The organism is Novosphingobium sp. PY1, from assembly GCF_017312445.1.
Lineage (GTDB): Bacteria > Pseudomonadota > Alphaproteobacteria > Sphingomonadales > Sphingomonadaceae > Novosphingobium.
In genome coordinates, this window is record NZ_BLTI01000004.1 from 269,691 (window position 1) to 290,869 (window position 21,179).

Sequence of the window (21,179 nt, forward strand, 5' to 3'; positions counted from 1 at the left end):
GTTCAGCCGCACGTCGCAAGTTCACGGTTCGCTGTGATTGCCGTGATTTCCAAATCTGCTCAGTCGAGGCGCCGTAAGCTGCACCGATTGCAAATTGTGGAGGTGAACCGTGCATGGGAAGTTTCATCCATGCCTTGGTTCGTCATTAGGCTTAGGCACTCCAGCGCCGGATTCCAAGCGAAATCTTGAGTTATTCACCAAAATCCCAGGACTCGTGGCCGATCTGCCAGGTCGCGATGGAGCCGCACCGAAAGCCCGGCGGCGCGGCCGATTGCGCTGACGGCATCGGCCTGGGCATGGCCGATCTCGACCAGCGCCATCCCGGAGGGGGCAAGCAGGTCGCGCAGCTGGGGAATGAGGACGCGGTAGTCGTCGAGCCCTTCAGGCCCGGAAAACAGCGCGCCGGCCGGTTCGAATGCGCGGACGGATCGGTCGAGCGGGGCATCGTCCTCGACATAGGGCGGATTGGCCAGGATCAGGTCGAACGGCCCGCCCAGTGCCTCGGCCCAGCCCGGGACATGCCAGTCGGCCAGGGCCAGTGCGGCGCGTCCGGCAAGGCCCAGTGCCTCGGCATTGGCCCGGGCCACGGCAAGGGCCGAAGAGGAACAGTCGATGCCGACGCCGCGCGCGCCGGGAAGCTGCGAGAGCACGGCCAGCAGCAGTGCGCCCGATCCGGTGCCGCAATCGAGGATCCTGCGTGCCTGCGGCCGCGCGGCGATCGCGGTCTCGACGAGGACCTCGCTATCGCCGCGCGGGATCAGGACGTCGCTGGATACCGCGAAGGGCAGGCCGAAGAATTCCTGCTGCCCGGTGATGTAGGCGACCGGTTCCTGCGCCATGCGACGCGCAACCATCGCTTCGTAGCTTTCAGGCACCGGCGCACCCATGTGGCGCAGCAGCAGTTCGGACCGGGTGGCGCCAAGGGCGTGGGCCATTAGCACTTCGGCGTCGAGCCGGGCCGTGTCACTGCTCGCGCCCAGTTTCAGGGCAGCCTCGCGGATCGCCGCGGCGACGGTGTCTTCAGGCATCCATGGCGGCAAGGCGCTTGGCCTCGTCCTCGGCGATCAGCGCGTCGACGAGTTCGCCCAGGCCCGGGCCTTCGAGGATCTCGGGCAGCCGGTGCAGGGTCAGGTTGATGCGGTGGTCGGTCACGCGGCCCTGCGGGAAGTTGTAGGTGCGGATGCGTTCGGAGCGGTCGCCCGATCCGACCATCGCCTTGCGCGCTTCGGCCTCGGCGCCCTGCGCTTCGTCACGCATCTTTTCATAGAGCCGCGCACGCAGGACCTGCATCGCCTTGGCCTTGTTCTTGTGCTGGCTGCGCTCGTCCTGGCAGATCACCACGAGACCGGAGGGCAGGTGCGTGATGCGCACCGCGGAATCGGTGGTGTTGACGTGCTGACCGCCCGCGCCGCTTGCACGGTAGATGTCGATCTTGAGGTCCTTGTCCTCGATCTGGACGTCGACCTCGCTTGGCTCGGGCAGGACTGCAACGGTCGCGGCCGAAGTGTGGATGCGCCCGCCGCTCTCGGTCACCGGCACGCGCTGGACCCGGTGGACGCCGCTTTCGAACTTGAGCTTCGCGAAGACGCCGGTGCCCGAGACATTGGCGACCACTTCCTTGAAGCCGCCGATGTCGCTGGCATTGGCGGAGATCATCTCGACCTTCCAGCCCTGTTCGGCCGCGAAGCGCTCGTACATGCGATAGAGGTCGGCAGCGAACAGCGCGGCCTCGTCGCCGCCGGTGCCGGCGCGGATTTCCAGCATGGCCGGGCGGCTGTCGGCAGCATCGCGCGGCAACATGGCAATGGCGAGCTTGCGCTCGGCCTCGGGCAGTTCGGACTTGATCCGCGCGATTTCCTCGTCCGCCAGGGCCCGCATCTCCGGGTCCGGATCGTCGAGCTTCTGCAGGCTTGCCAGTTCCTCGCGCATCGAGACGACTTCGGCGGAGACGCGCGCTACCGGTTCGAGTTCGGCGTAGTCGCGGCTGGCGGCCACGAAGGCCTCCCCTTCCAGTGTGCCGGAAGCCAGCCGGGCTTCGAGCTCGGCGAAACGGTGCGCGATCTGGGCGAGGCGCTCGTCAGAGACGGACATCGTGCCGTACCTCCCATGCCGCGCGCCGGTCGGTCATCCCCGTGCTCACGGCCGGATCGACTGGATGACCTGCTCGACCGCGAGGTATTCCGCCGTCGGATCGGCCGCGCGCAAGTTGGCGACGGGCACGCCGTCGCGCATCACGAACGAGACGAGGACTTTCGCACCGAGCTTGACCGCCTTGTCGAAGCGCTTGCGGGGCGATCCGGTGGCGATCATCTCGGCGTCGATGCCCTGGTGGCGCAGCGCGGTGATGGCCTTCTGGGCATAGGGCAGGGCGTTATCGTCCTCGACCGCGAGGATCACCGTGAGCGGGGCTTCCCCAAGCGCGCCTGCATCGGCGACCAGCATCGAGAGGCGCTCGATGCCCGCTGCCCAGCCGACTGCCGGGGTCGCCGGTCCGCCCAGCGCCTCGAGCAGGCCGTCGTAGCGACCGCCGCCGAGCACGGTGCCCTGGGCGCCGAGCCGGTCTGTCACAAATTCGAACGCAGTGTGGCGATAGTAGTCGAGCCCGCGCACAAGGGCCGGCGCGCGCACATAGTCCACCGAGGCCGCGTCGAGCCCTTGTGTCACCTGCCCGAAGAAGTCCTGCGCCTCGGCCGAGAGGAAATCGTCGATCTTCGGTGCATCGGCGGTGAAGGGCTTGTCGCGCGGGTCCTTGGAATCGAGGATGCGCAGCGGGTTGCGTTCGAGGCGGTCCTGCGAATCCTCGCTGAGCGAGTCCTTGTGGTCGCGAAAGTACTCGATCAGCGCGGCGCGCCAGGCTTCGCGGCTGGCAGCATCGCCCAGGGTGTTGAGCTGAAGCGTCACGCCTTCGGCAATGCCCAGTTCCTTGAGCAACTGGTCGGCCATCACGAGAAGTTCGACATCGACCATTGGCTCGGCTGCGCCGATCACTTCGGCGTCGATCTGGTGGAACTGGCGGTAGCGGCCCTTCTGCGGGCGCTCGTAGCGGAACAGCGGGCCGTGGGTCGCGACCTTGAGCGGGGCGAACTGCTTCCAGCCGTTGGTGAGGTAGGCGCGGGCGATCCCCGCGGTGAATTCGGGGCGCAGGGTCAGCGATTCGCCGCCGCGATCCTCGAAGGAGTACATTTCCTTGGAAACGACGTCGGTCGTCTCGCCCAGCGAACGCGAGAATACGGCGGTCTTCTCGAAGACCGGCATTTCGACGCGGCGGAAGCGGTAGAGCTTGCGTACGCGTTCGAAGGTTTCGACGACATGCGCGAAAGCCTCGGCGTCGCTGCCGAAAATGTCCTGGGTTCCCCTGATCGCTTTGGGAATGGCCTGTGGTGTGCTGCTCATGACGCGCGCGCTTAGCGGGAATGGCGCTGCGGGGGAAGACCGCTGCTGGACGCGATGGCGCCGGGATGACGCCGATTGGCCCCGTCGTGGTAACCGATCCGGTCCAAATCGGGAAGGTTGCAGGGTCCATGCACGCTTGCGGTTGCGCTCGCGCGGCCGGGTTGCCAATACCCGGGGCCATGAAAAATATTCCTGCGGTTGCAACGCTTCTCTCCGCCCTTTGCCTTTCCACCTCGGTCCCGGCCATCAGCGCCGAGCCGACGCGTATCGAGATGGCCAGCCCGACGGTGCCCGATGCGGTCGACAGTCCCTGGCCGGGGGGAACGATCCAGCTCGACATCGATGCGAGCGACGTGACTCGCGCGACCTACAAGGTGACCGAGACGATTCCGGTTGCGCCCGGGACCGAGCGGCTGACGCTGCTCTTTCCGCAGTGGCTGCCCGGCAACCACGGGCCGCGCGGGCCGCTGGCGGAACTGGTCGACTTGCGCTTCACCGTCGACGGCAAGCCGGTGAAATGGGAGCGTGACCCGATCGAGGTCTATGCTTTCCACGTCGAGCTGCCCGCGAATGCGCGCAAGGTCGTGGCCCGCTTCATCCATACCTCGCCGCTGCAGCCTTCCGAGGGCCGCGTGACCGTGACGCCCGACATGCTCAACCTGCAATGGGAGAAGATGAGCCTCTATCCGGCCGGGCACTACGTCAGCCGGATCAAGGTGCGCCCAAGCGTGACCTTCCCCAAGGGCTGGACCCCGGCAACCGCGCTCGACGGCGAGACTTACGCCGGCGATCGCTACGCCTGGGCCGAGACCAATTACGAGGAACTCGTCGATTCCCCGATCTTTGCCGGCGCCAATTATCGCCGCTTCGATCTGGGCAACGATGTCTCGCTCGATGCCGTGGCGGATTCGCCCGAACTGCTGGAACTCGCCCCGGAAAACCTCGCCAAGCTGCGCGCGCTTTCCGATCAGGCGCTCTACCTGTTCGGCAAGCCGGCCTTCGATCACTACGAATTCCTTGTCGCGCTTTCCGGCAAGATCGGCGGGATCGGCCTTGAGCACCTGCGCTCGAGCGAGAACCAGCTCGAGCCGCGTGCCTTCGTCGACTGGAAGGGCATGGACTGGGACCGCAATGTCCTGCCGCACGAGTTCACGCACAGCTGGAACGGCAAGTATCGCCGCCCCGCGAAACTGTGGACGCCGGACTACCGCACGCCGATGCAGGACAACCTGCTCTGGGTCTACGAAGGCCAGACCCAGTTCTGGGGCCAGGTGCTTGCCGTGCGTTCGGGTGTGCAGGAAAAGGACACCGTGCTGGGTGCGATCGCGCGCGCGGCCGCTGCGCTTGCCGCCAATCCCGGGCGCGGCTGGCGTTCGGTGGAAGATACCACTTTCGATCCGGTCTTCGCCGCCCGCAAGCCCAAGCCCTATGCCTCGATGGCCCGCACCGAGGATTACTACTGGGAAGGCGCGATGGTCTGGCTTGAGGCTGACCAGGTGATTCGCGAGGGCACCAACGGGCGCAAGGGCCTGGACGACTTCGCCAAGGCGTTCTTCTCCTACCGCGATGGCACGGCCCCGACGCTGCGCTACAGCTTCGACGACGTGGTGGCGACGCTCAACGAGATCTATCCGTACGACTGGGCGCGCTTCCTCAAGGACCGCATCTACCAGCCGGGCCGCGGAGCACCTTACGCGGGGATCGAGAAAGCGGGCTACCAGATCGTCTTCAAGGACGAGCCCAACCCCTACGACAAGGCGCTCGTCGACAAGTACGGCAGCCTCTACCTTTCGCACTCGCTGGGCATGACGGTCGACAAGGACGGCGACGTCAGCGGCGTTGTCTGGGACAGTCCGGCCTTCAACGCAGGAATCGTGTCCGGCGCGAAGATCATCGCGGTCGACGGCACGGTCTATTCCGCCGATGCGATGACCAAGGCAATCACCGCGGCCAAGTCGCGCAAGGAGCCCTTGCAGATCGTTGTGCGGCGCGGCGACAAGGTCATGACCGTTCCCGTCGATTATCATGACGGCATGCGCTGGCCATGGCTGGTATCGACGACACCCGGCAGGGAAAACGGCCTGGACCGCCTTCTTGCGGCCCGTCGCAACTAAATCAGTCTACGACCATTAGCCTGTTGCGACGCAGCAGGGGCGAGGCTAAGCCGCGCACCGCAATAGTACCGCGGTCAGCGGACTCACGTCTGCACAAGTAAGGAATAGTATGCGCATCGACATGATTCCCGTCGGCGACAATCCGCCGGAAAGCCTCAACGTCATCATCGAAGTTCCGACTGGCGGCGAACCCGTCAAGTACGAATTCGACAAGGCCTCCGGCGCCCTGTTCGTCGATCGCATTCTGCACACGCCGATGCGTTACCCGGCCAACTACGGTTTCGTGCCGCACACCCTGTCGCCCGATGGCGACCCGCTCGATGCGCTGGTCGTCGCGCGCTCGCCCTTCATTCCGGGCTGCGTCGTGCGCGCCCGTCCGATCGCCGTGCTCAATCTCGAGGACGAACATGGCGGCGACGAGAAGCTGGTCTGCGTGCCGGTGGACTCGACTTTCCCGTACTACTCGGACGTGAAGGAAAAGACCGACCTTCCCGAGATCGTGTTCAGCCAGATTGAGCACTTCTTTACCCACTACAAGGACCTCGAGAAGGAAAAGTGGGTACGCGTCGGGACCTGGGGCGATGCCAACGAAGCGCGGAAAATCGTCGTTGAGGCGATTGAGCGCTATAAGGAATCCACGCGCTAAGCGGCTCTTCTGAGTCGCGCGGACAGCACGAGTTCCACTCCCCCATGTGGAACGGGGGCCGACGGTGCAAATCGTCGGCCCTTTGTCATTCTGGAATCGTGGTTTTTTGCTTTTGAGCTGCCGCGGTAGCTTCCCGGCGTGGCCTTTCCGCCCCCGTTCAGGCGGGCGGGCGCAGGCCAGAATTCGTCCCAAATGCCGATGGCCGAGTCGACGCAGGAAGCCCCGCTCGCGGGCCGCACGATGGCGATTGCGCCCCGAATTTTCATGAAAATGCCGGCCTTGGGGCGGGTTCTGTCGGATTACCTCGGTCGGGACTGCAAATAGCGTCCGAAGCGGGGCAAATCGTGCTAGAAGAGGTTTCCCAAGCGCGCCGATCAGCGCGTCTGCATTGCTCACGGGAGATGAAGCAATGGCATACTGGAAACTCAAGGGACGCGAACTCGCCAACTGCAATTGCGAGTATGGCTGCAACTGCCAGTTCGGCGGCCTGCCGGACAAGGGCAACTGCCAGGCCGTCTTCGCCATGGCGATAGATCAGGGCATCCACGGCGACACCGACCTTTCCGGGCTCAACATCGCGGCGGTCTTTTCCTGGCCCGGCCCCATCCACGAAGGCCACGGGGAATGCGCTGCCTTCGTCGATGAACGGGCCACAGATGCGCAGCGCAATGCCCTCCTGACGATCATGACCGGGGGCGACACCGATCCCTTCGCTACCGTCTTCGCCGTCTTTGCCTCGACGATCGAGACAATGCACCCGCCGGGCTTCGTGCCGATCGAGTTCGATGTCGACGTCGACGGGCGCACGGGGCGGCTGCGCATCGAAGGGCATGTCGAAATGGACGGCGAGCCGATCCGCAGTCCGGTCAACGGCGCCGAAGTGCGCGCCCGCATCAATCTGCCAGATGGCTTCGAATATGAGATCGCCGAAATCGGCTCGGGCTCCAGCAAGTCCTTTGCCCCGATGAAGCTGGAACATTCGCACAGCTACGGCCAGTTCGCGAACCTGCATCTCGATAGCCACGGGGTCGTGCGCGCCTGATGGCGACCGCCCTTGAGGCCATGCTGGCACGGCATCGCGCCGTCACCGTCGCCATGCTTTTCCTTCTGACGGTCCTTGCGTGGATATGGCTGGCGACCGGGGCGGGTTCGGGCATGGTCCCGGGCCTGTCGTTTCCTGCGATCATGCCGGCCAGCAGCCCGTCGCCGGAGATGATGCGGGGCCTCGACAATGCCATGGGCGACCGCACGGGCGCATCGATGGGGGCGATGCCGGGGATGGCCGCAGCCGCTGCGCCTTGGGCCCTGCCGCGCTTCCTGCTCACCTTTGCGATGTGGTGGGTGATGATGGTGGCCATGATGCTGCCGTCCGCGGCCCCCACCATCCTGCTCCATGCCCGCGCCGGAAACGCCTCGGCAACCGGATCGCCGCCAGCGACCGGCACCTTTCTCGCCGGCTACCTGCTTGTCTGGGGTCTGTTCTCGCTCGCCGCAACGGTCCTGCAGATGGCGCTTGAACGGGCCGGGATCATGGCCGGGATGGACATGGTCTCGGTCAGCCGACCGTTTTCGGCCGCCGTGCTCGTCCTTGCCGGGCTCTACCAGCTATCGCCGTTGAAGGAGGCATGCCTGCGCCACTGCCGCAATCCCGCCCAGTTCCTGGCCCGGCACTATGGCCCCGGGCAGACGGGCGCATTGCGCATGGGGCTGCTGCACGGGGCCTGGTGTGCCGGATGCTGCTGGCTGCTGATGGCGCTGCTGTTCGTCGGCGGGGTTATGAACCTCGTCTGGATCGCGTTCCTGACGCTTGTCGTGGCTGCCGAAAAGCTGCTCCCCGGCGGCCGCGGAATCGCGATCGCCGGAGGGCTGGCCTGCATCGCCTGGGGCGCGTGGATCGTCTTCGCGTGACCTGAGGCGTAATCTCGACCTTGGGTCAGGCGCTGGGCTGGATGCCCATGCACAGGTACTTCACTTCCATGAAGTCATCGAGGCCGTAGTGCGAACCCTCGCGGCCCAGTCCCGATTGCTTGACCCCTCCAAAGGGGGCGACTTCAGTGGAGATCAGGCCGGTGTTGATCCCGACCATGCCCGCCTCCAGCGCTTCGGCGACGCGCCACACGCGGCTGAGGTCGCGTGCATAGAAATAGCTGGCGAGGCCGAATTCGGTGTCGTTGGCCATGGCGATGGCGTCCGCCTCGTCCTTGAAGCGGATCACGCCGGCGAGCGGGCCGAAAGTCTCTTCGCGCGCGATCTTCATGTCGGGCTTCACCCCTGCGATCACGGTCGGGTTGAAGAAAGTGCCGCCCAGCGCATTGCGCTGGCCGCCGGCCAGAACGGTGGCGCCGCCGGCCTTGGCGTCTTCGAGGTGTTCCTCGACCTTCTCAACCGCCTTTTCATCGATCATCGGACCGATGTCGGTGCCGGAGTCCATGCCGTAGCCGACCTTCATCGCCGAAACCCGCCTGGCCAGCTTGTCGACGAACTCGTCATAGACGCCGTCCTGGACGTAGAAGCGGTTGGTGCACACGCAGGTCTGGCCGCCGTTGCGGAACTTGGAAATCATCGCGCCGTCGATCGCGGCATCGACATCGGCATCGTCGAAGACCAGGAACGGCGCATTGCCGCCCAGTTCCATCGAGCACTTCTTGATCGTCTCGGCGCTCTCTCGCAGCAGGTCGCGGCCGATCTCGGTCGATCCGGTGAAGGTGATCTTGGCGACCTTGGGATTGCCGGTCAGTTCCGAACCGATCTGGCCCGCGCTGCCGGTGACGACATTGACGACGCCGGCCGGAATGCCCGCCATCTCGCACAGCGCGGCAATGGCGAGCGCGGAGTATGGCGTGGCCGACGCCGGCTTGATGACGATGGTGCAGCCCGCCGCCAGCGCCGGGCCGAGCTTGCGGGTGATCATCGCATTGGGAAAGTTCCAGGGCGTGATCGCGCCGACGACGCCGACGCCCTGCTTGATCACGACGATGCGGCGATCCGCGGCATGGCTGGGGATGACGTCGCCATAGGCACGTTTGCCCTCTTCGCCGAACCATTCGATGAACCCTGCGCCATAGGCGATTTCGCCCTTGCCCTCGGCAAAGGGCTTGCCCTGTTCGCGGCTGAGCAGTTCGCCCAGGTCGTCCTGATGCTCCATCATCAGTTCGTAGAGCTTGCGCAGGAGCTTGGCGCGCTCGCCCGCGGTCTTGGCGCGCCAACCGGGCAGGGCCGCTTCCGCGGCATCGATGGCGCGCGCGGTCTCGTCCTTGCCCATCTTGGGCACGGTGCCCAGCACCTTGCCGCTGCCGGGATCGGTCACTTCGAAGGTGGCCCCTGAATCGGCATCGCACCACTTGCCGTCGATGTAGCACTGCTGCTTGAGGAAGTCGGTGTAGGCCATGCTTTCAGGTTCCCTGTTCTTCGTCGGCCCCGACAGGCAGGGCTGGTTATTTTCAAGATCGATAGGGTGGCGAATACCTCGTGGCAACCGCTCAGTGCTGCTAGGTCGCAGCGCCGGCCCGGCGATTATAGGACCTGCTTTCCTTCCTGGAAGTTACCGGTACGACAATTTCCGATCCGGCGGGGCGGGCTTGATCGAACCGGGAAAGCAGGACACGGGGGACAGCATGACCGTTAACCGTTTGCCCCCGCCTCCGCGCACCACTGCCAATCCTGCCCCGATCAGACCTGCGGATTCGGTGCGCCGCACGAGCAGCATCGATGTTTGCTGGCCCGATGGGCTGGACGGCGAACGCCTGTTCGTCGGACGCGCGCGCGATCTTGTCACGCCGGCATCGGGGGATGGAGGACAGGTCTGCGCCGAAGGTTTCTTCGAAGCGCGCATCGGCGATGACAAGACGATCCGGTCGATCGTTGCCGATGCGCGCTATCCCAAGATCGGTCAACTGGTCGGGGAACGCGGTGGAGGCCATCTGCGCATGGTGCTGGCAGAGCGCATGCCCGAGCTGATCGCCGGGTACGATCCGCTCTACCTGACGCTCGACGACATATCTGGTACTGCGCTGGTCTCTGCCTTCGCGCGATTGCAGTGGGCGCCGGAACTGGTCGCACGGCACCGCGAGCAGCTGGGCGAGGATGCCTATCGCAAGCAGCTGGAGCAGCGCATCGATATCTGCTGGGGGCTCAAGGAAGGGCACAGCGGCGTCTCGCCCGAGGGTTCGCCCTATGCGGTTGCCGATGCCGACGCAGGCCACTTGCGCAACCCCGCCGATCCCGAAGGCTGGCACGCGTTCCCCGAAACGGAGGGCGCCGGGTTTCGCCGGGCGCGTCGCATCGATGTCATGCGCGACCGCACAGCCGGGGTCATCCGGGTGGACTCCGCGTTTCAGGACAGTGCCAGGCTCAAGCAGGGCGGCCGCGTCGCCATTCACGAGTACAACCTGCGCGCCACGGTGGATATCGGGACGCTGGAGATCCTCTCCATCGAACCCGAAGCGCGTATTCTTCCCTTCTCGGAATGCCCCGGTGCGATCGCCAATGCCCAGAGGCTGGTCGGCAAGCGCATCGGCGACCTGCGCGACGAAGTGCTGTCCCTGCTGCGCGGCCCTGCCGGCTGCACCCACCTCAACGACGCCTTGCGCGCCCTTGCCGACATTCCGGGGCTGGTGGCGCACCTGCCGGGATGAGACTGAGCGTCGCTCGCATTCCCCTCATTCCCTATGACGGCGACGATCATTCATAGACACTGTCTATAAAGTACCCCGGAAACTTTCAATTTCCCCACCGGTTTCGCCCTTGGTACATAGATGCCGCAAATCAGAACGAACCGGTGAAGAGGGTTATGCTCCCAGCAGCGACAAGGACGATCCGGGCATGAGTGCGCCTGTCCTCCAGACCAGCATCAATCTCGAAAGCCCCGAGGCCCGGGCCCGCGCCGTGCACAACCGCGCCTTGGCCGCCGAACTGCGTGAGAAGGTCGCCCAGGCGGCGCTTGGCGGCAGCGAGAAATCGCGCCAGCGTCACGTCAGCCGCGGCAAGCTGCTCCCGCGCGAGCGGGTGGAGCGCCTGCTCGATCCGGGTTCGCCGCTGCTTGAACTCGGGCAGCTCGCGGCCAACGGCCTGTACGGCGAGGACATCCCGGGCGCGGGCCTCATCACCGCGATCGGCCGGGTGTCAGGCCGCCAGTGCATGATCGTGTGCAACGATGCGACCGTCAAGGGCGGGACTTACTACCCGATGACGGTCAAGAAGCACCTGCGGGCGCAGGAGATCGCGCTCGAGAACAACCTGCCGTGCATCTACCTCGTCGATTCCGGGGGGGCCAACCTGCCGCACCAGTCAGAGGTCTTTCCGGACAGGGACCACTTCGGCCGGATCTTCTTCAACCAGGCCAACATGAGCGCTAAGCGCATTGCCCAGATCGCCTGCGTCATGGGATCATGCACCGCAGGCGGCGCCTACGTCCCGGCGATGTCTGACGAGACGGTGATCGTGAAGGAGCAGGGCACCATCTTCCTGGCCGGCCCGCCGCTGGTGAAGGCGGCGACGGGCGAAGTCATCTCCGCCGAGGACCTGGGCGGCGGCGATCTCCATTCGCGCAAGTCGGGCGTGACCGACCATCTGGCCGACAACGACGAACATGCGCTGACGATCGTGCGAGACATAGTCAGCCATCTCGGCCCCGAGCACCTGCACGATCTGCGCCTGCAGGAGCCGCGCCCGCCCAGGTACGATCCGGAAGAACTCTACGGGGTGATCCCGGAGGACGTGCGCGCACCCTATGACGTGCACGAGGTGATCGCCCGCGTCGTCGACGGCAGCGAGTTTCACGAGTTCAAGGCGCTCTACGGCAGCACGCTGGTCTGCGGCTTCGCGCATATCCACGGGATGCCGGTGGCGATCCTTGCCAACAACGGCGTGCTGTTCTCCGAAAGCGCGCAGAAGGGCGCGCACTTCATCGAACTGGCCTGCCAGCGCAAGATCCCGCTGCTGTTCCTCCAGAACATCTCGGGCTTCATGGTCGGCGGCAAGTACGAGGCAGAGGGCATCGCCAAGCACGGCGCCAAGCTGGTGACGGCAGTGGCAACCGCCAGCGTGCCCAAGATCACCGTACTCATCGGCGGGTCCTTCGGCGCGGGCAACTACGGCATGTGCGGCAGGGCCTATGCTCCGCGCTTCCTGTTCACCTGGCCCAATGCGCGCATCTCGGTGATGGGCGGAGAGCAGGCGGCAAGCGTGCTCGCGACCGTCCACCGCGATGCCGACCAGTGGGACGAACGCGAGGCCGAGGCCTTCAAGGCGCCGATCCGCCAGAAGTACGAGGACGAGGGCAATCCCTACTACGCCACCGCGCGGCTGTGGGACGACGGCGTGATCGACCCAGCGCAGACCCGTGACGTGCTGGGCCTTGCCCTGGCCGCGGCGCTCGAGGCCCCCATGCCCGAAAGTCCGCAATTCGGCGTGTTCAGGATGTAATGGCCATGATCCAGTCTCTCCTTATCGCCAATCGCGGCGAAATCGCCTGCCGGGTCATTCGCACCGCGCGCGCGCTCGGCATCCGCACGGTGGCGGTCTACTCCGACGCCGATGCCGACGCACTGCACGTTCGCGAGGCGGACGAAGCGGTTCACATCGGTCCGGCGCCGACGCGCGAATCCTATCTTGTGGGCGAGAAGATCATCGCAGCTGCCCGGCAGACCGGGGCCGAGGCGATCCATCCCGGCTACGGCTTCCTGTCCGAAAACGCCGCCTTTGCGCAGGCGGTGATCGATGCCGGGCTCGTCTGGGTCGGGCCCAAGCCCTCCTCGATCACGGCGATGGGCCTCAAGGACGCCGCCAAGAAGCTGATGGCCGAGGCCGGGGTGCCGGTGACGCCGGGCTACATGGGCGAGGACCAGTCCACTTCCTTCCTCGCCGAGGAAGCCGCCAAGGTCGGCTATCCGGTGCTCATCAAGGCCGTCGCGGGCGGCGGCGGCAAGGGCATGCGGCTGGTCGAGAGCGAGGAGGACTTCGCCGACGCGCTGGTTTCCTGCAAGCGCGAAGCGGCGGCGAGCTTCGGCAACGACCACGTCCTGATCGAGAAGTACATCGCCAGCCCGCGCCATATCGAAGTGCAGGTCTTCGGCGACAGCCACGGCAACGTCGTCCACCTGTTCGAGCGCGACTGCTCCCTGCAGCGCCGTCACCAGAAAGTGATCGAGGAAGCGCCCGCGCCGGGCATGGATGCTGCGACCCGCGAGGCGCTTTGTGCTGCAGCGGTGCGTGCAGCAAAAGCCGTCGACTATGTCGGTGCGGGAACCATCGAATTCATCGCCGATGGATCGGGCAGGCTTTCCGCGGACCGGATCTGGTTCATGGAAATGAACACCCGCCTGCAGGTCGAACATCCGGTGACCGAGGCGATTACCGGCGTCGATCTGGTCGAGTGGCAGCTGCGCGTCGCCAGCGGCGAACCGATCCCGATGCACCAGGAAGACCTCACCATAGACGGCTGGGCGATGGAAGCGCGCCTTTATGCGGAAGATCCCGCGCGCGGCTTCCTGCCGAGCATCGGCACGCTCGAATTGCTGCAGTTCGGCGAGGCGGAAGGCGCCGAGGGCTGGGGCCGTATCGATACCGGCGTCTATGAGGGCGCGGAAGTATCGCCGCATTACGATCCGATGATCGCCAAGGTCATCGCCTGGGGCGAGGATCGCGACGAGGCGCGCGAGCGGCTGGGCGAAATGCTAGCCGATACCGCGGTCTGGCCGGTCAGGACCAATGCCTCCTTCCTGGTCCGCGCGCTGCAGCATCCGCAGTTCGTGTCCGGCGATGTCGACACCGGGTTGATTGGGCGCCACGGCGAGGCCATGGCGCAGTCCCCGGTGCCTTCGGACGAAGTGCTGCAGGCGGCGGCCAATGCCATGCTGCCGGTCACCGACATGGCCGGCTTCCGGCTCAATGCTGCACCCGCGCGTGCAGCATGGTTCCTGCTCGACGGCGAGAAGGTCGAGATCCCGCTGACCGGAGAGGGCAGCGATGAGCCGGTGCCCAGCGTACTGGTGACGGAGCAGGGCCAGGCCTGGTTGCTCTCGCCCTGGCGTCACGATGCAGCGCATGGCGCGGCCGACAGTTCCGGTGCGATCCACGCGCCGATGCCGGGCAAGGTGATCGCGGTCGACGTTGCGCAGGGCGACGTCGTCAAGCGGGGGCAGAAGCTGTTGACCCTTGAGGCAATGAAGATGGAGCATGCCCTGACCGCACCCTTCGACGGACTTGTCGCGAAGATCGACGTCGAGGAAGGCGCGCTGGTGCAAGTCGATGCGCTGCTGGTGCAGATCGAGGAGACTGAGTAATGCCGGGCCGCTATTTCGACGAGTGGCACGTCGGTGACAAGCTGACCCACCAGCCGAGCCGCACCGTTACCGAGACCGACAACCTGATGTTCTCGGCCATGACCCACAACATGCAGCCGCTGCATCTCGACGCGGAACTGGCGAAGAAGAGCGAATTCGGCCGCATCCTCGTCAATTCGACTTTCACCTTCAGCCTCGCCATCGGCCTGTCGGTCGCGGATACGACGGTGGGTACGCTCGTCGCCAACCTCGGCTTCGACAAGGTGGTGACGCCCAAGCCGACATTCATCGGCGACACGCTCACCTGCACCAGCGAAGTGACCGAGATGCGCGAAAGCAAGTCGCGGCCCGGGCAGGGCATCGTGGTCTTCCGCCATGAACTGACCAACCAGAAGGGTGAAGTCGTCTTGTCCTGCCTGCGCAGCGTGCTGCTCGGCAGCAAGCCCCGGTAGCCCCGGACTTGACACCGGCCGGCCTGTGACCAAGGCGGGTGACATCAGGTGCAAGCGAGGGTGCGCGGACAATGCCGATCATGGTCGACAGGGAAGAGCGTCGGACCGCAGTGGTATCGATCGCCTTCGATCTCGTCGCTGAAAAGGGCATAGAGGCCCTGACCTTCCGCGAGATTGCCGCGGCCAACGGGTGCAGCACCTCGATCGTCTCGCACTATTTCCGCAACAAGAACGAGCTGCTGTTCAAGGTCTACCAGGTCGCCAACTCCCACGCGAGCCAGCGACTCCAGGAGGCTCATGCCGCGGGACGTCCGCTGCTCGAATGTTTCGATGCGATCCTGCCCGTCTGCGAGGAATCACGGCGCAACTGGCGGGTATGGCTTGCCTTCTGGTCGCGCGCGCACCTCGAACCGGCCTACCTCGAAGAACGTCGCCGCGCTGCGGAAGACAGCCTGGCGCTTTACCGGACGATGCTGGCTGAGCGCCTCGGCAGGCCGGAGTGCGATCCGCAGATGCAGGCCGCCGCCCGCCGGCTGATCGCCGCAATCGCCGGGATCGGGCTGGAAGCCTGCTTTGCGCCCGATGACTGGACGGTCGAGCAGATGCACGCAGTGCTGGCCGCCGTGCTCAGGGATCTCGGTCTCGCCGAGCGCGGCTGAAATCGGTGCGACCTGTTTAATCTGACAGGCGTCAGATTAAACGATCCGGGTTAGTCTCTTCGCCAACAACAAGGCCGGCCCCTGCCGCGAAAGGCAGGACTTAAAGGCGCGGCCGCAGCGATGGAGAGAGACGTGATCCGGCATGTCGTGATGATCAAGTTCAAGAAGGACGCCCCGCAGGAGAAGATCGACGTCTTCCTCGAAGAGGTGAAGAAGCTCTCGCACCTTAACCGCGAAGTGCGCGACTACAGCCACGGCCTTTGCGTCAAGACACGCTACCACTCGGGCGACTTCGACTTCGCCAATTGCTGCGACATCGACAGCTACGAGGCGATGGATCGCTACATGTCGCACTGGGCGCACCTGCGCATGACGCCCTTCCTTCCCGACATCCTGGAGAACATGATCTCCTTCGACTGGGAGATCGACTACCGAGGCCCCGACTTCGACGAGAAGCTCGCCGCCGAAGAAGCAGAGCGAGAGAAGGCCCGTGTGCTCAAGCTGCATGACGATGCCGACAAGGCCTACGTCCCCGAGATCCGTGGCCAGACCCGCGAGCGGGCAAAGGAAATGCTCGAGATGGTCGGCCTCTCGCTTGCAAGCGAAGAGGACGAGATCATCGGGTCGGTCTGGGCGCCCAACCGCATCATGTTCCAGACTCCCGATCCCGACACCGAAGTGGTCCGCGGCAGCGAGGTGAAAATCGGCATTACCGGCAATTGGCTCACCGGCCCCGCTACGCCTGAAGGTGACGGCCCCGCCTGGTAACGATTGCCGGGGCGGCCCGGCGCGCGATGGGAGAAGGCGCGATGACCGAAATGCGCAAGGCTTACGGCGATGCGGCGGAAAAACTGCTCCACTTCGTCGAGTCGAAGACGACCGACCAGACCGGCTCTACCATGCAGGTCGCGGTCGAAAGCTACCTCGACCCGGATCAGTGGCAGCGCGAGATCGACCTGATCTTCAAGCGCCTGCCGCTGATGCTGGCGCTGACCGTCGAGATGCCCGCAAAGGGTGACTACAAGGCGATCTCGCCGATGGGCATGCCGGTCCTCCTGACCCGCGGCAGCGACGGCAGGGCGCGCGCCTTCCTTAACGTCTGCCGTCACCGGGCGATGAAGCTGGTGGATGAGGGCGAGAACGGAGGAAGGGGCAATTGCCGCGCCTTTTCCTGCCCCTACCATGGTTGGACATATGCCAATGACGGGCGCTTGCTCGGCATCACCGAGGCCAGTACATTCGGCGATGTCGACAAGTCCACGCTCGGCCTGACCGAACTGCCCTGCGAGGAAGTGGCGGGGATGATCTTCGCGATCCTCACGCCCGGCCTGCCCATTGACATCCCTGCGTTTCTTGGCGGCATGCTCGATGACCTTGCCGCGCTCAGGCTCGAGACATGGTACTTCCACAAGTCCAAGCCGATGCAGGGCGCAAACTGGAAAGTTGCCTATGACGGATATCTTGAGGGCTATCACTTCCAGGCCGCGCATCCCGAAACGGTCCTGCCGCGCACACCGTCCAACCGCGCCTATTACGAGGCATTCGGTCCGCATATCCGCCTCTCCTACCCGCAGCATCGCATCGTCGAGCTGAAGGACCTGCCGCGCGAGGAATGGGGCGAGCGGGAGAACCTGAACTACGACTTCATCCGCATGCTCTTTCCCAACTTCGCGATGTTTCTCGCGCCCGAGATGTGCCAGGTCGCGCAGCTCTTCCCCGGCGATGCGCCGGGGCGCAACGTCACGATCATGAACTATATCTTCCCGACCGCCCCGGCATCCGAAGCCGAGCGGGAGGAGCTCGACCGGATGAGCGACTTCTTCTTCGACGTCGTCGAGAAGGAGGACTATCTGATGGGCATGCGCGTGCAGCAGGGGCTGGAAGCGCAGCGCAGCGGGCACGTCACTTTCGGCCGCAACGAACTGGGCAACCAGTACTTCCACAAGTGGATCGCGCATTACCTGTCACAAGGGACAGTGCCCGAACCCTTGCTGCGCGCCGATTGATGGCGCCCGACAGAAAAAACGAGAGGGCCTGAAACCATGATCATCCTTGCCGGACACCTCAAGACGTCGCCGGATCGCGTCGACGAGCTGGCCGAAACCCTGCGCGGTCTCGTCGCCGCGACATTGCGGGAGGACGGCTGCCTCAACTACCACTTCGCCGTCGACAGCCGGCAAGAGGGCACCGTGCTCGTCTACGAGCGCTGGCGCGACGAAGCGGCGCTGGCGGCCCACCTCGCGCAGCCTGCGATTCTCGGCGTCCTGGGCGACTGGGCCGACAGCATCGACACCTCGGGCGTGCGCAAGTTCGATGCGGGCAGGGAGCGCGGCTTCGCCGACTGACGCAGCGCGCCGCCAAGCCAGAAAATACCGGGAGAAGACCGCCATGATGAACCGCCGTATCGTCCTCGAATCGCGCCCTACCGGCGTCCCCGTCCCGGAGAATTTCCGCATCGAGGAAGCGGAGCTGCCTGAACTCGAGGAAGGGCAGGTCCTGCTCGAGAACCGCGTCTTTGCCATCGACCCGGCCGTGCGCGGGATGCTCGACGACGTGAAGAGCTACTTGCCCCCGGTTCCGATCGGCGGACTGATCCCGACGATGGTGCTGGGCCGCGTCGTTCAGTCGCGCAATCCGGATTTCAGGGAAGGCGATTATGGCCGTGCCTTCATCGGCTGGGAAACCCATTCGATTATCGCGCCCGGCAGCGTCGCCTTCGAGAACGTGCGCGTGGCCGAGGACCTGCCGCTTACCGCCTACATGGGCGCGGCCGGCTGGTCGGGCATCACGGCCTATGTCGGGCTCAAGCGCTATGGCGAGATGCGCGAAGGCGATGAAGTGCTGATCAGCGCTGCGGCGGGCGCCGTGGGATCGGTCGCGGGGCAGGTGGCCAGGCTCTCGGGCTGCCGCGTCGTCGGCACGGTCGGATCGGACGAGAAGGCGCGCATCGTCACCGAGGAACTCGGCATGGACGGCGCCATCAACTACCGCGACTGCAAGGACCTCGACGCCGAGATCGCAAAGCACTTCCCCGATGGGATAGACCTCTATTTCGACAATGTCGGCGGCGTGACGCTGGACACCGTACTGCCCCGGATGAAGGCCTTCGGGCGCATTCCGGTCTGCGGCATGATCGCCAACTACAACCACCAGACCGATCCCTATCGCCTGCGCAATATCTGGCAGGTGCTGGTCAACCGCATCACCATGCGTGGCTTCCTCGCCTACGAGGCGACCGACATGCTGCACGAGGCCGAGGAAGCGCTGGCGCAGTGGATCCGCTCGGGCGACCTGATCGCGACCGAAAACGTCGCCACGGGTCTGGAAGCGACGCCCGAGGCGTTCATCCGGCTGATGTCGGGCAAGACCACCGGTAAAACGCTTGTGCGCATCGACGAGAGCGTCTCGACGCTGGCCGACTGGAAGGCCGCGGCTCATGCCTGAGGTGGCGCTAGCCGATCTCGTCGCACGGGCTCGCCTGACCGAACTGGTCGCCGAATACGGCAATCTGATCGACTGGATCGACTGGGGCCGACTCGATGCGGTTTTCTGGCCCGAAGCGAAGTTCGATTTCGGCATGTTCAAGGGCAACTTCGAGGAATACCGAGGCTTTGTGGCCCAGCTCGAGGAAAGCTACGCGCGCCGCCTGCACATGTTCGCCATACCTGCAATCACCCTGGCGGACGAGTATGCGAGGATCGACGCCGGCTCTGTCATAGTGTGCCGCACCGACGATCCTGCGCCCGGCATCGACGACACGTTCTGGGGCCGCTACCTTTTCGAAGCCGAATGCCGCAAAGGCGAATGGCGACTGTCGAGCCTGACTTACGTGCTCAACCTGTTCGACCGCGCCGAGCGTGCAACCGATGATCGAACCGGACCGATGAATTTCGGCGACGGCCTGTCACCCAAGCATCCGTTTGCGACAAGATAAGAACACCTACGAACCGGTAATGGAGCGGGTGAAGGGAATCGAACCCTCGTCGTAAGCTTGGGAAGCTTCTGCTCTACCATTGAGCTACACCCGCGTTTCGACGAAACGGTCCGTCTGGCGCGCGCCGGGAAGTCCGGGAACTTCCGCTGGGGCGGCGGGCCTAGTGCCATGGGTTTGGCCGGGTCGTCAACGGATCTCTTGCAGGTTGCTTCAACTTGGGCCGGTCATCGTTTCGGGGCGCACGATGCGGTCGAAGTCCTCGGCGGTGACGGCGCCGCTTTCCACGGCGGCCTCGCGCAGGGTCTTGCCGCTTTCCTGCGCGCTCTTGGCGATCTTCGCGGCGGCTTCGTAACCGATTTGGGGGGCCAGTGCGGTTACCAGCATCAGCGACCGTTCGACGCCTGCGGCGATGTTGTCCTCGCGCGGTTTCAGCCCCTCGAGGAGGTGTTCGCGAAAGCTTTGCGCGGCATCGGCGAGGAGGGTGATCGATTGCAGCGCGTTGTAGGCCATGACCGGGCGATAGACATTGAGTTCGAACTGGCCCTGACTGCCGGCGAAGGTCAGGGTCGCGTGGTTGCCGAAGACCTGGGTGCAGACCTGGGTCATCGCCTCGCACTGGGTGGGATTCACCTTGCCCGGCATGATCGACGATCCCGGCTCGTTGGCGGGCAGGGCAAGCTCACCCAGTCCCGCGCGCGGACCGGAGCCGAGGAAGCGGATGTCGTTGGCGATCTTGTAGAGCGAGGCCGCCAGCGTGTTGAGCGCGCCGTGGGAGAAGATCAGGGCATCCTGCGCAGCCAGCGCCTCGAACTTGTTGGGCGCGGTGACCAGCGGCAGTCCGGTGGTCTCCGCGAGTTCGGCGGCGATGGCCTCGGCAAAACCGACCGGTGCATTGATTCCGGTGCCGACCGCCGTGCCGCCTTGCGCGATGTGGCAAAGGCCCGGCAGCGTCGTCTCGATCCGGTCGATCCCGGCGCGCACCTGCGCGGCATAACCGGAGAACTCCTGCCCGAGCGTGAGGGGCGTCGCGTCCTGCGTGTGGGTGCGCCCGATCTTCACGATCCGCGCCCATTGCTTGGCCTTGGCCTCCAGCACTTCGGCCATGGCGGTGAGCTGCGGTAGCAGCCTTGCGGTCAGCGCGTGCGCGGCGGCGATGTGGATGGCGGTGGGGAAGGTGTCGTTGGACGACTGGCTGCGGTTGACGTGGTCGTTGGGGTGGACCGGCTTCTGGTCGCCCGGCTGGCCGCCGAGCAGCTGGTTGGCGCGGTTGGCGATCACCTCGTTGACGTTCATGTTGGTCTGCGTGCCCGAGCCGGTCTGCCACACGACCAGCGGGAAGTGATCGTCGTGCTTGCCCGCAATCACTTCGTCGGCGGCCGAGACGATCGCCTCGGCCAGGTACGGGTCGAGCTTGCCCAGGCGCTGGTTCACGCGGGCGGCGGCCCGCTTGATCTGGGCGATGGCCTGCACGATCGCGAGGGGCATGCGCTCTCCCCCGATCCGGAAGTTCTCGAAGGAGCGCTGGGTCTGCGCGCCCCACAGCCGGTCTGCGGGGACGGCGATCTCGCCCATGGTATCGCGTTCGATGCGGGTCTCGGTCATGTCGGCTCCGTGGTGGAATGGCGTCGCTACCCCCAGCGTTCCACATGGGGATGGTGGCGGGAGTTTCATCATTTCCACTTGTTCGAACATCTTGGAC

At 65.2% G+C, this 21,179-nt stretch carries 19 protein-coding genes and 1 tRNA gene; 14 read left to right on the top strand and 6 right to left on the bottom strand.

The genetic code is table 11. The features are described 5' to 3' along the window. Nucleotides 1-194 precede the first annotated feature (194 nt). The 3 genes from prmC to hisS are packed head-to-tail and all read right to left on the bottom strand — an operon-like array spanning nucleotide 195 to nucleotide 3,393. Complete coding sequence (gene prmC, locus J3474_RS05395; RefSeq protein WP_207093347.1) at nucleotides 195-1,028, bottom strand: peptide chain release factor N(5)-glutamine methyltransferase; 834 nt, start codon at nucleotides 1,026-1,028, stop codon at nucleotides 195-197. Then, nucleotides 1,021-2,091 (bottom strand): peptide chain release factor 1, encoded by a 1,071-nt coding sequence (gene prfA, locus J3474_RS05400; RefSeq protein WP_007012448.1) that lies wholly within the window; start codon nucleotides 2,089-2,091, stop codon nucleotides 1,021-1,023. The genes prmC and prfA overlap by 8 nt, the downstream gene beginning before the upstream one ends. A 45-nt stretch (nucleotides 2,092-2,136) precedes the next feature. Continuing rightward, the gene (gene hisS / locus J3474_RS05405) at nucleotides 2,137-3,393 is read right to left on the bottom strand and encodes a histidine--tRNA ligase (RefSeq protein WP_207093348.1); all 1,257 of its coding nucleotides are present in this window, start codon (nucleotides 3,391-3,393) and stop codon (nucleotides 2,137-2,139) included. A 179-nt stretch (nucleotides 3,394-3,572) separates the two neighbouring features. Here hisS and J3474_RS05410 point away from each other — a divergent pair, with 179 nt between their 5' ends. From J3474_RS05410 to J3474_RS05425, 4 genes are all read left to right on the top strand, one after another. Next, entirely contained in the window at nucleotides 3,573-5,507 is a 1,935-nt protein-coding gene (locus J3474_RS05410; protein WP_207093349.1) for a M61 family metallopeptidase, read from the top strand. Between the two features lie 109 nt (nucleotides 5,508-5,616). Further along, nucleotides 5,617-6,153 carry an inorganic diphosphatase gene (ppa, locus tag J3474_RS05415; RefSeq protein WP_007012444.1) on the top strand — a complete coding sequence of 179 codons (537 nt, stop codon included), beginning with the start codon at nucleotides 5,617-5,619 and terminating at the stop codon, nucleotides 6,151-6,153. A 409-nt stretch (nucleotides 6,154-6,562) separates the two neighbouring features. After that, nucleotides 6,563-7,195: a DUF1326 domain-containing protein gene (locus J3474_RS05420; protein ID WP_013831835.1), complete on the top strand. Its 633-nt coding sequence runs from the start codon at nucleotides 6,563-6,565 to the stop codon at nucleotides 7,193-7,195. Next, nucleotides 7,195-8,061 carry a DUF2182 domain-containing protein gene (locus J3474_RS05425; protein WP_207093350.1) on the top strand — a complete coding sequence of 289 codons (867 nt, stop codon included), beginning with the start codon at nucleotides 7,195-7,197 and terminating at the stop codon, nucleotides 8,059-8,061. The genes J3474_RS05420 and J3474_RS05425 overlap by 1 nt, the downstream gene beginning before the upstream one ends. Before the next feature lie 25 nt (nucleotides 8,062-8,086). Here the strand turns inward: J3474_RS05425 and J3474_RS05430 are convergent, their stop codons facing one another. After that, a complete protein-coding gene (locus tag J3474_RS05430) occupies nucleotides 8,087-9,541 on the bottom strand; it encodes an NAD-dependent succinate-semialdehyde dehydrogenase (RefSeq protein WP_013831837.1) in 1,455 nt (484 codons plus the stop codon). A gap of 226 nt (nucleotides 9,542-9,767) precedes the next feature. Here J3474_RS05430 and J3474_RS05435 point away from each other — a divergent pair, with 226 nt between their 5' ends. From J3474_RS05435 to J3474_RS05480, 10 genes are all read left to right on the top strand, one after another. After that, nucleotides 9,768-10,787, top strand: a complete 1,020-nt coding sequence (locus J3474_RS05435; RefSeq protein WP_207093351.1) for a DUF2889 domain-containing protein — start codon at nucleotides 9,768-9,770, stop codon at nucleotides 10,785-10,787. A 187-nt stretch (nucleotides 10,788-10,974) separates the two neighbouring features. After that, a complete protein-coding gene (locus J3474_RS05440) occupies nucleotides 10,975-12,576 on the top strand; it encodes a carboxyl transferase domain-containing protein (protein WP_207093352.1) in 1,602 nt (533 codons plus the stop codon). 5 nt (nucleotides 12,577-12,581) lie between these two features. Then, nucleotides 12,582-14,435 carry an acetyl/propionyl/methylcrotonyl-CoA carboxylase subunit alpha gene (locus J3474_RS05445; protein ID WP_207093353.1) on the top strand — a complete coding sequence of 618 codons (1,854 nt, stop codon included), beginning with the start codon at nucleotides 12,582-12,584 and terminating at the stop codon, nucleotides 14,433-14,435. Further along, entirely contained in the window at nucleotides 14,435-14,887 is a 453-nt protein-coding gene (locus J3474_RS05450; protein WP_207093354.1) for a MaoC family dehydratase, read from the top strand. Before J3474_RS05445 ends, J3474_RS05450 begins: the two co-directional genes overlap by 1 nt. A gap of 38 nt (nucleotides 14,888-14,925) precedes the next feature. Further along, nucleotides 14,926-15,546, top strand: coding sequence for a TetR/AcrR family transcriptional regulator (locus J3474_RS05455; protein WP_207093355.1), 621 nt, complete (start codon nucleotides 14,926-14,928; stop codon nucleotides 15,544-15,546). A gap of 132 nt (nucleotides 15,547-15,678) precedes the next feature. Continuing rightward, entirely contained in the window at nucleotides 15,679-16,314 is a 636-nt protein-coding gene (locus J3474_RS05460) for a Dabb family protein (RefSeq protein ID WP_041559210.1), read from the top strand. A 41-nt stretch (nucleotides 16,315-16,355) separates the two neighbouring features. Further along, nucleotides 16,356-17,552 carry an SRPBCC family protein gene (locus J3474_RS05465; protein WP_207093356.1) on the top strand — a complete coding sequence of 399 codons (1,197 nt, stop codon included), beginning with the start codon at nucleotides 16,356-16,358 and terminating at the stop codon, nucleotides 17,550-17,552. Nucleotides 17,553-17,588: 36 nt separating this feature from the next. Then, nucleotides 17,589-17,891, top strand: a complete 303-nt coding sequence (locus tag J3474_RS05470) for a putative quinol monooxygenase (protein ID WP_207093357.1) — start codon at nucleotides 17,589-17,591, stop codon at nucleotides 17,889-17,891. 43 nt (nucleotides 17,892-17,934) lie between these two features. Then, nucleotides 17,935-18,990, top strand: a complete 1,056-nt coding sequence (locus J3474_RS05475; protein ID WP_041558691.1) for an NADP-dependent oxidoreductase — start codon at nucleotides 17,935-17,937, stop codon at nucleotides 18,988-18,990. Next, entirely contained in the window at nucleotides 18,983-19,480 is a 498-nt protein-coding gene (locus tag J3474_RS05480; RefSeq protein ID WP_207093358.1) for a nuclear transport factor 2 family protein, read from the top strand. The genes J3474_RS05475 and J3474_RS05480 overlap by 8 nt, the downstream gene beginning before the upstream one ends. 20 nt (nucleotides 19,481-19,500) lie before the next feature. Here J3474_RS05480 and J3474_RS05485 read toward each other — a convergent pair. Together J3474_RS05485 and fumC are read right to left on the bottom strand one after the other, a co-directional pair. Further along, a tRNA-Gly gene (locus tag J3474_RS05485) sits at nucleotides 19,501-19,574 on the bottom strand. Between the two features lie 116 nt (nucleotides 19,575-19,690). Next, entirely contained in the window at nucleotides 19,691-21,082 is a 1,392-nt protein-coding gene (gene fumC / locus J3474_RS05490) for a class II fumarate hydratase (RefSeq protein WP_207093359.1), read from the bottom strand. Between the last annotated feature and the right edge of the window lie 97 nt (nucleotides 21,083-21,179).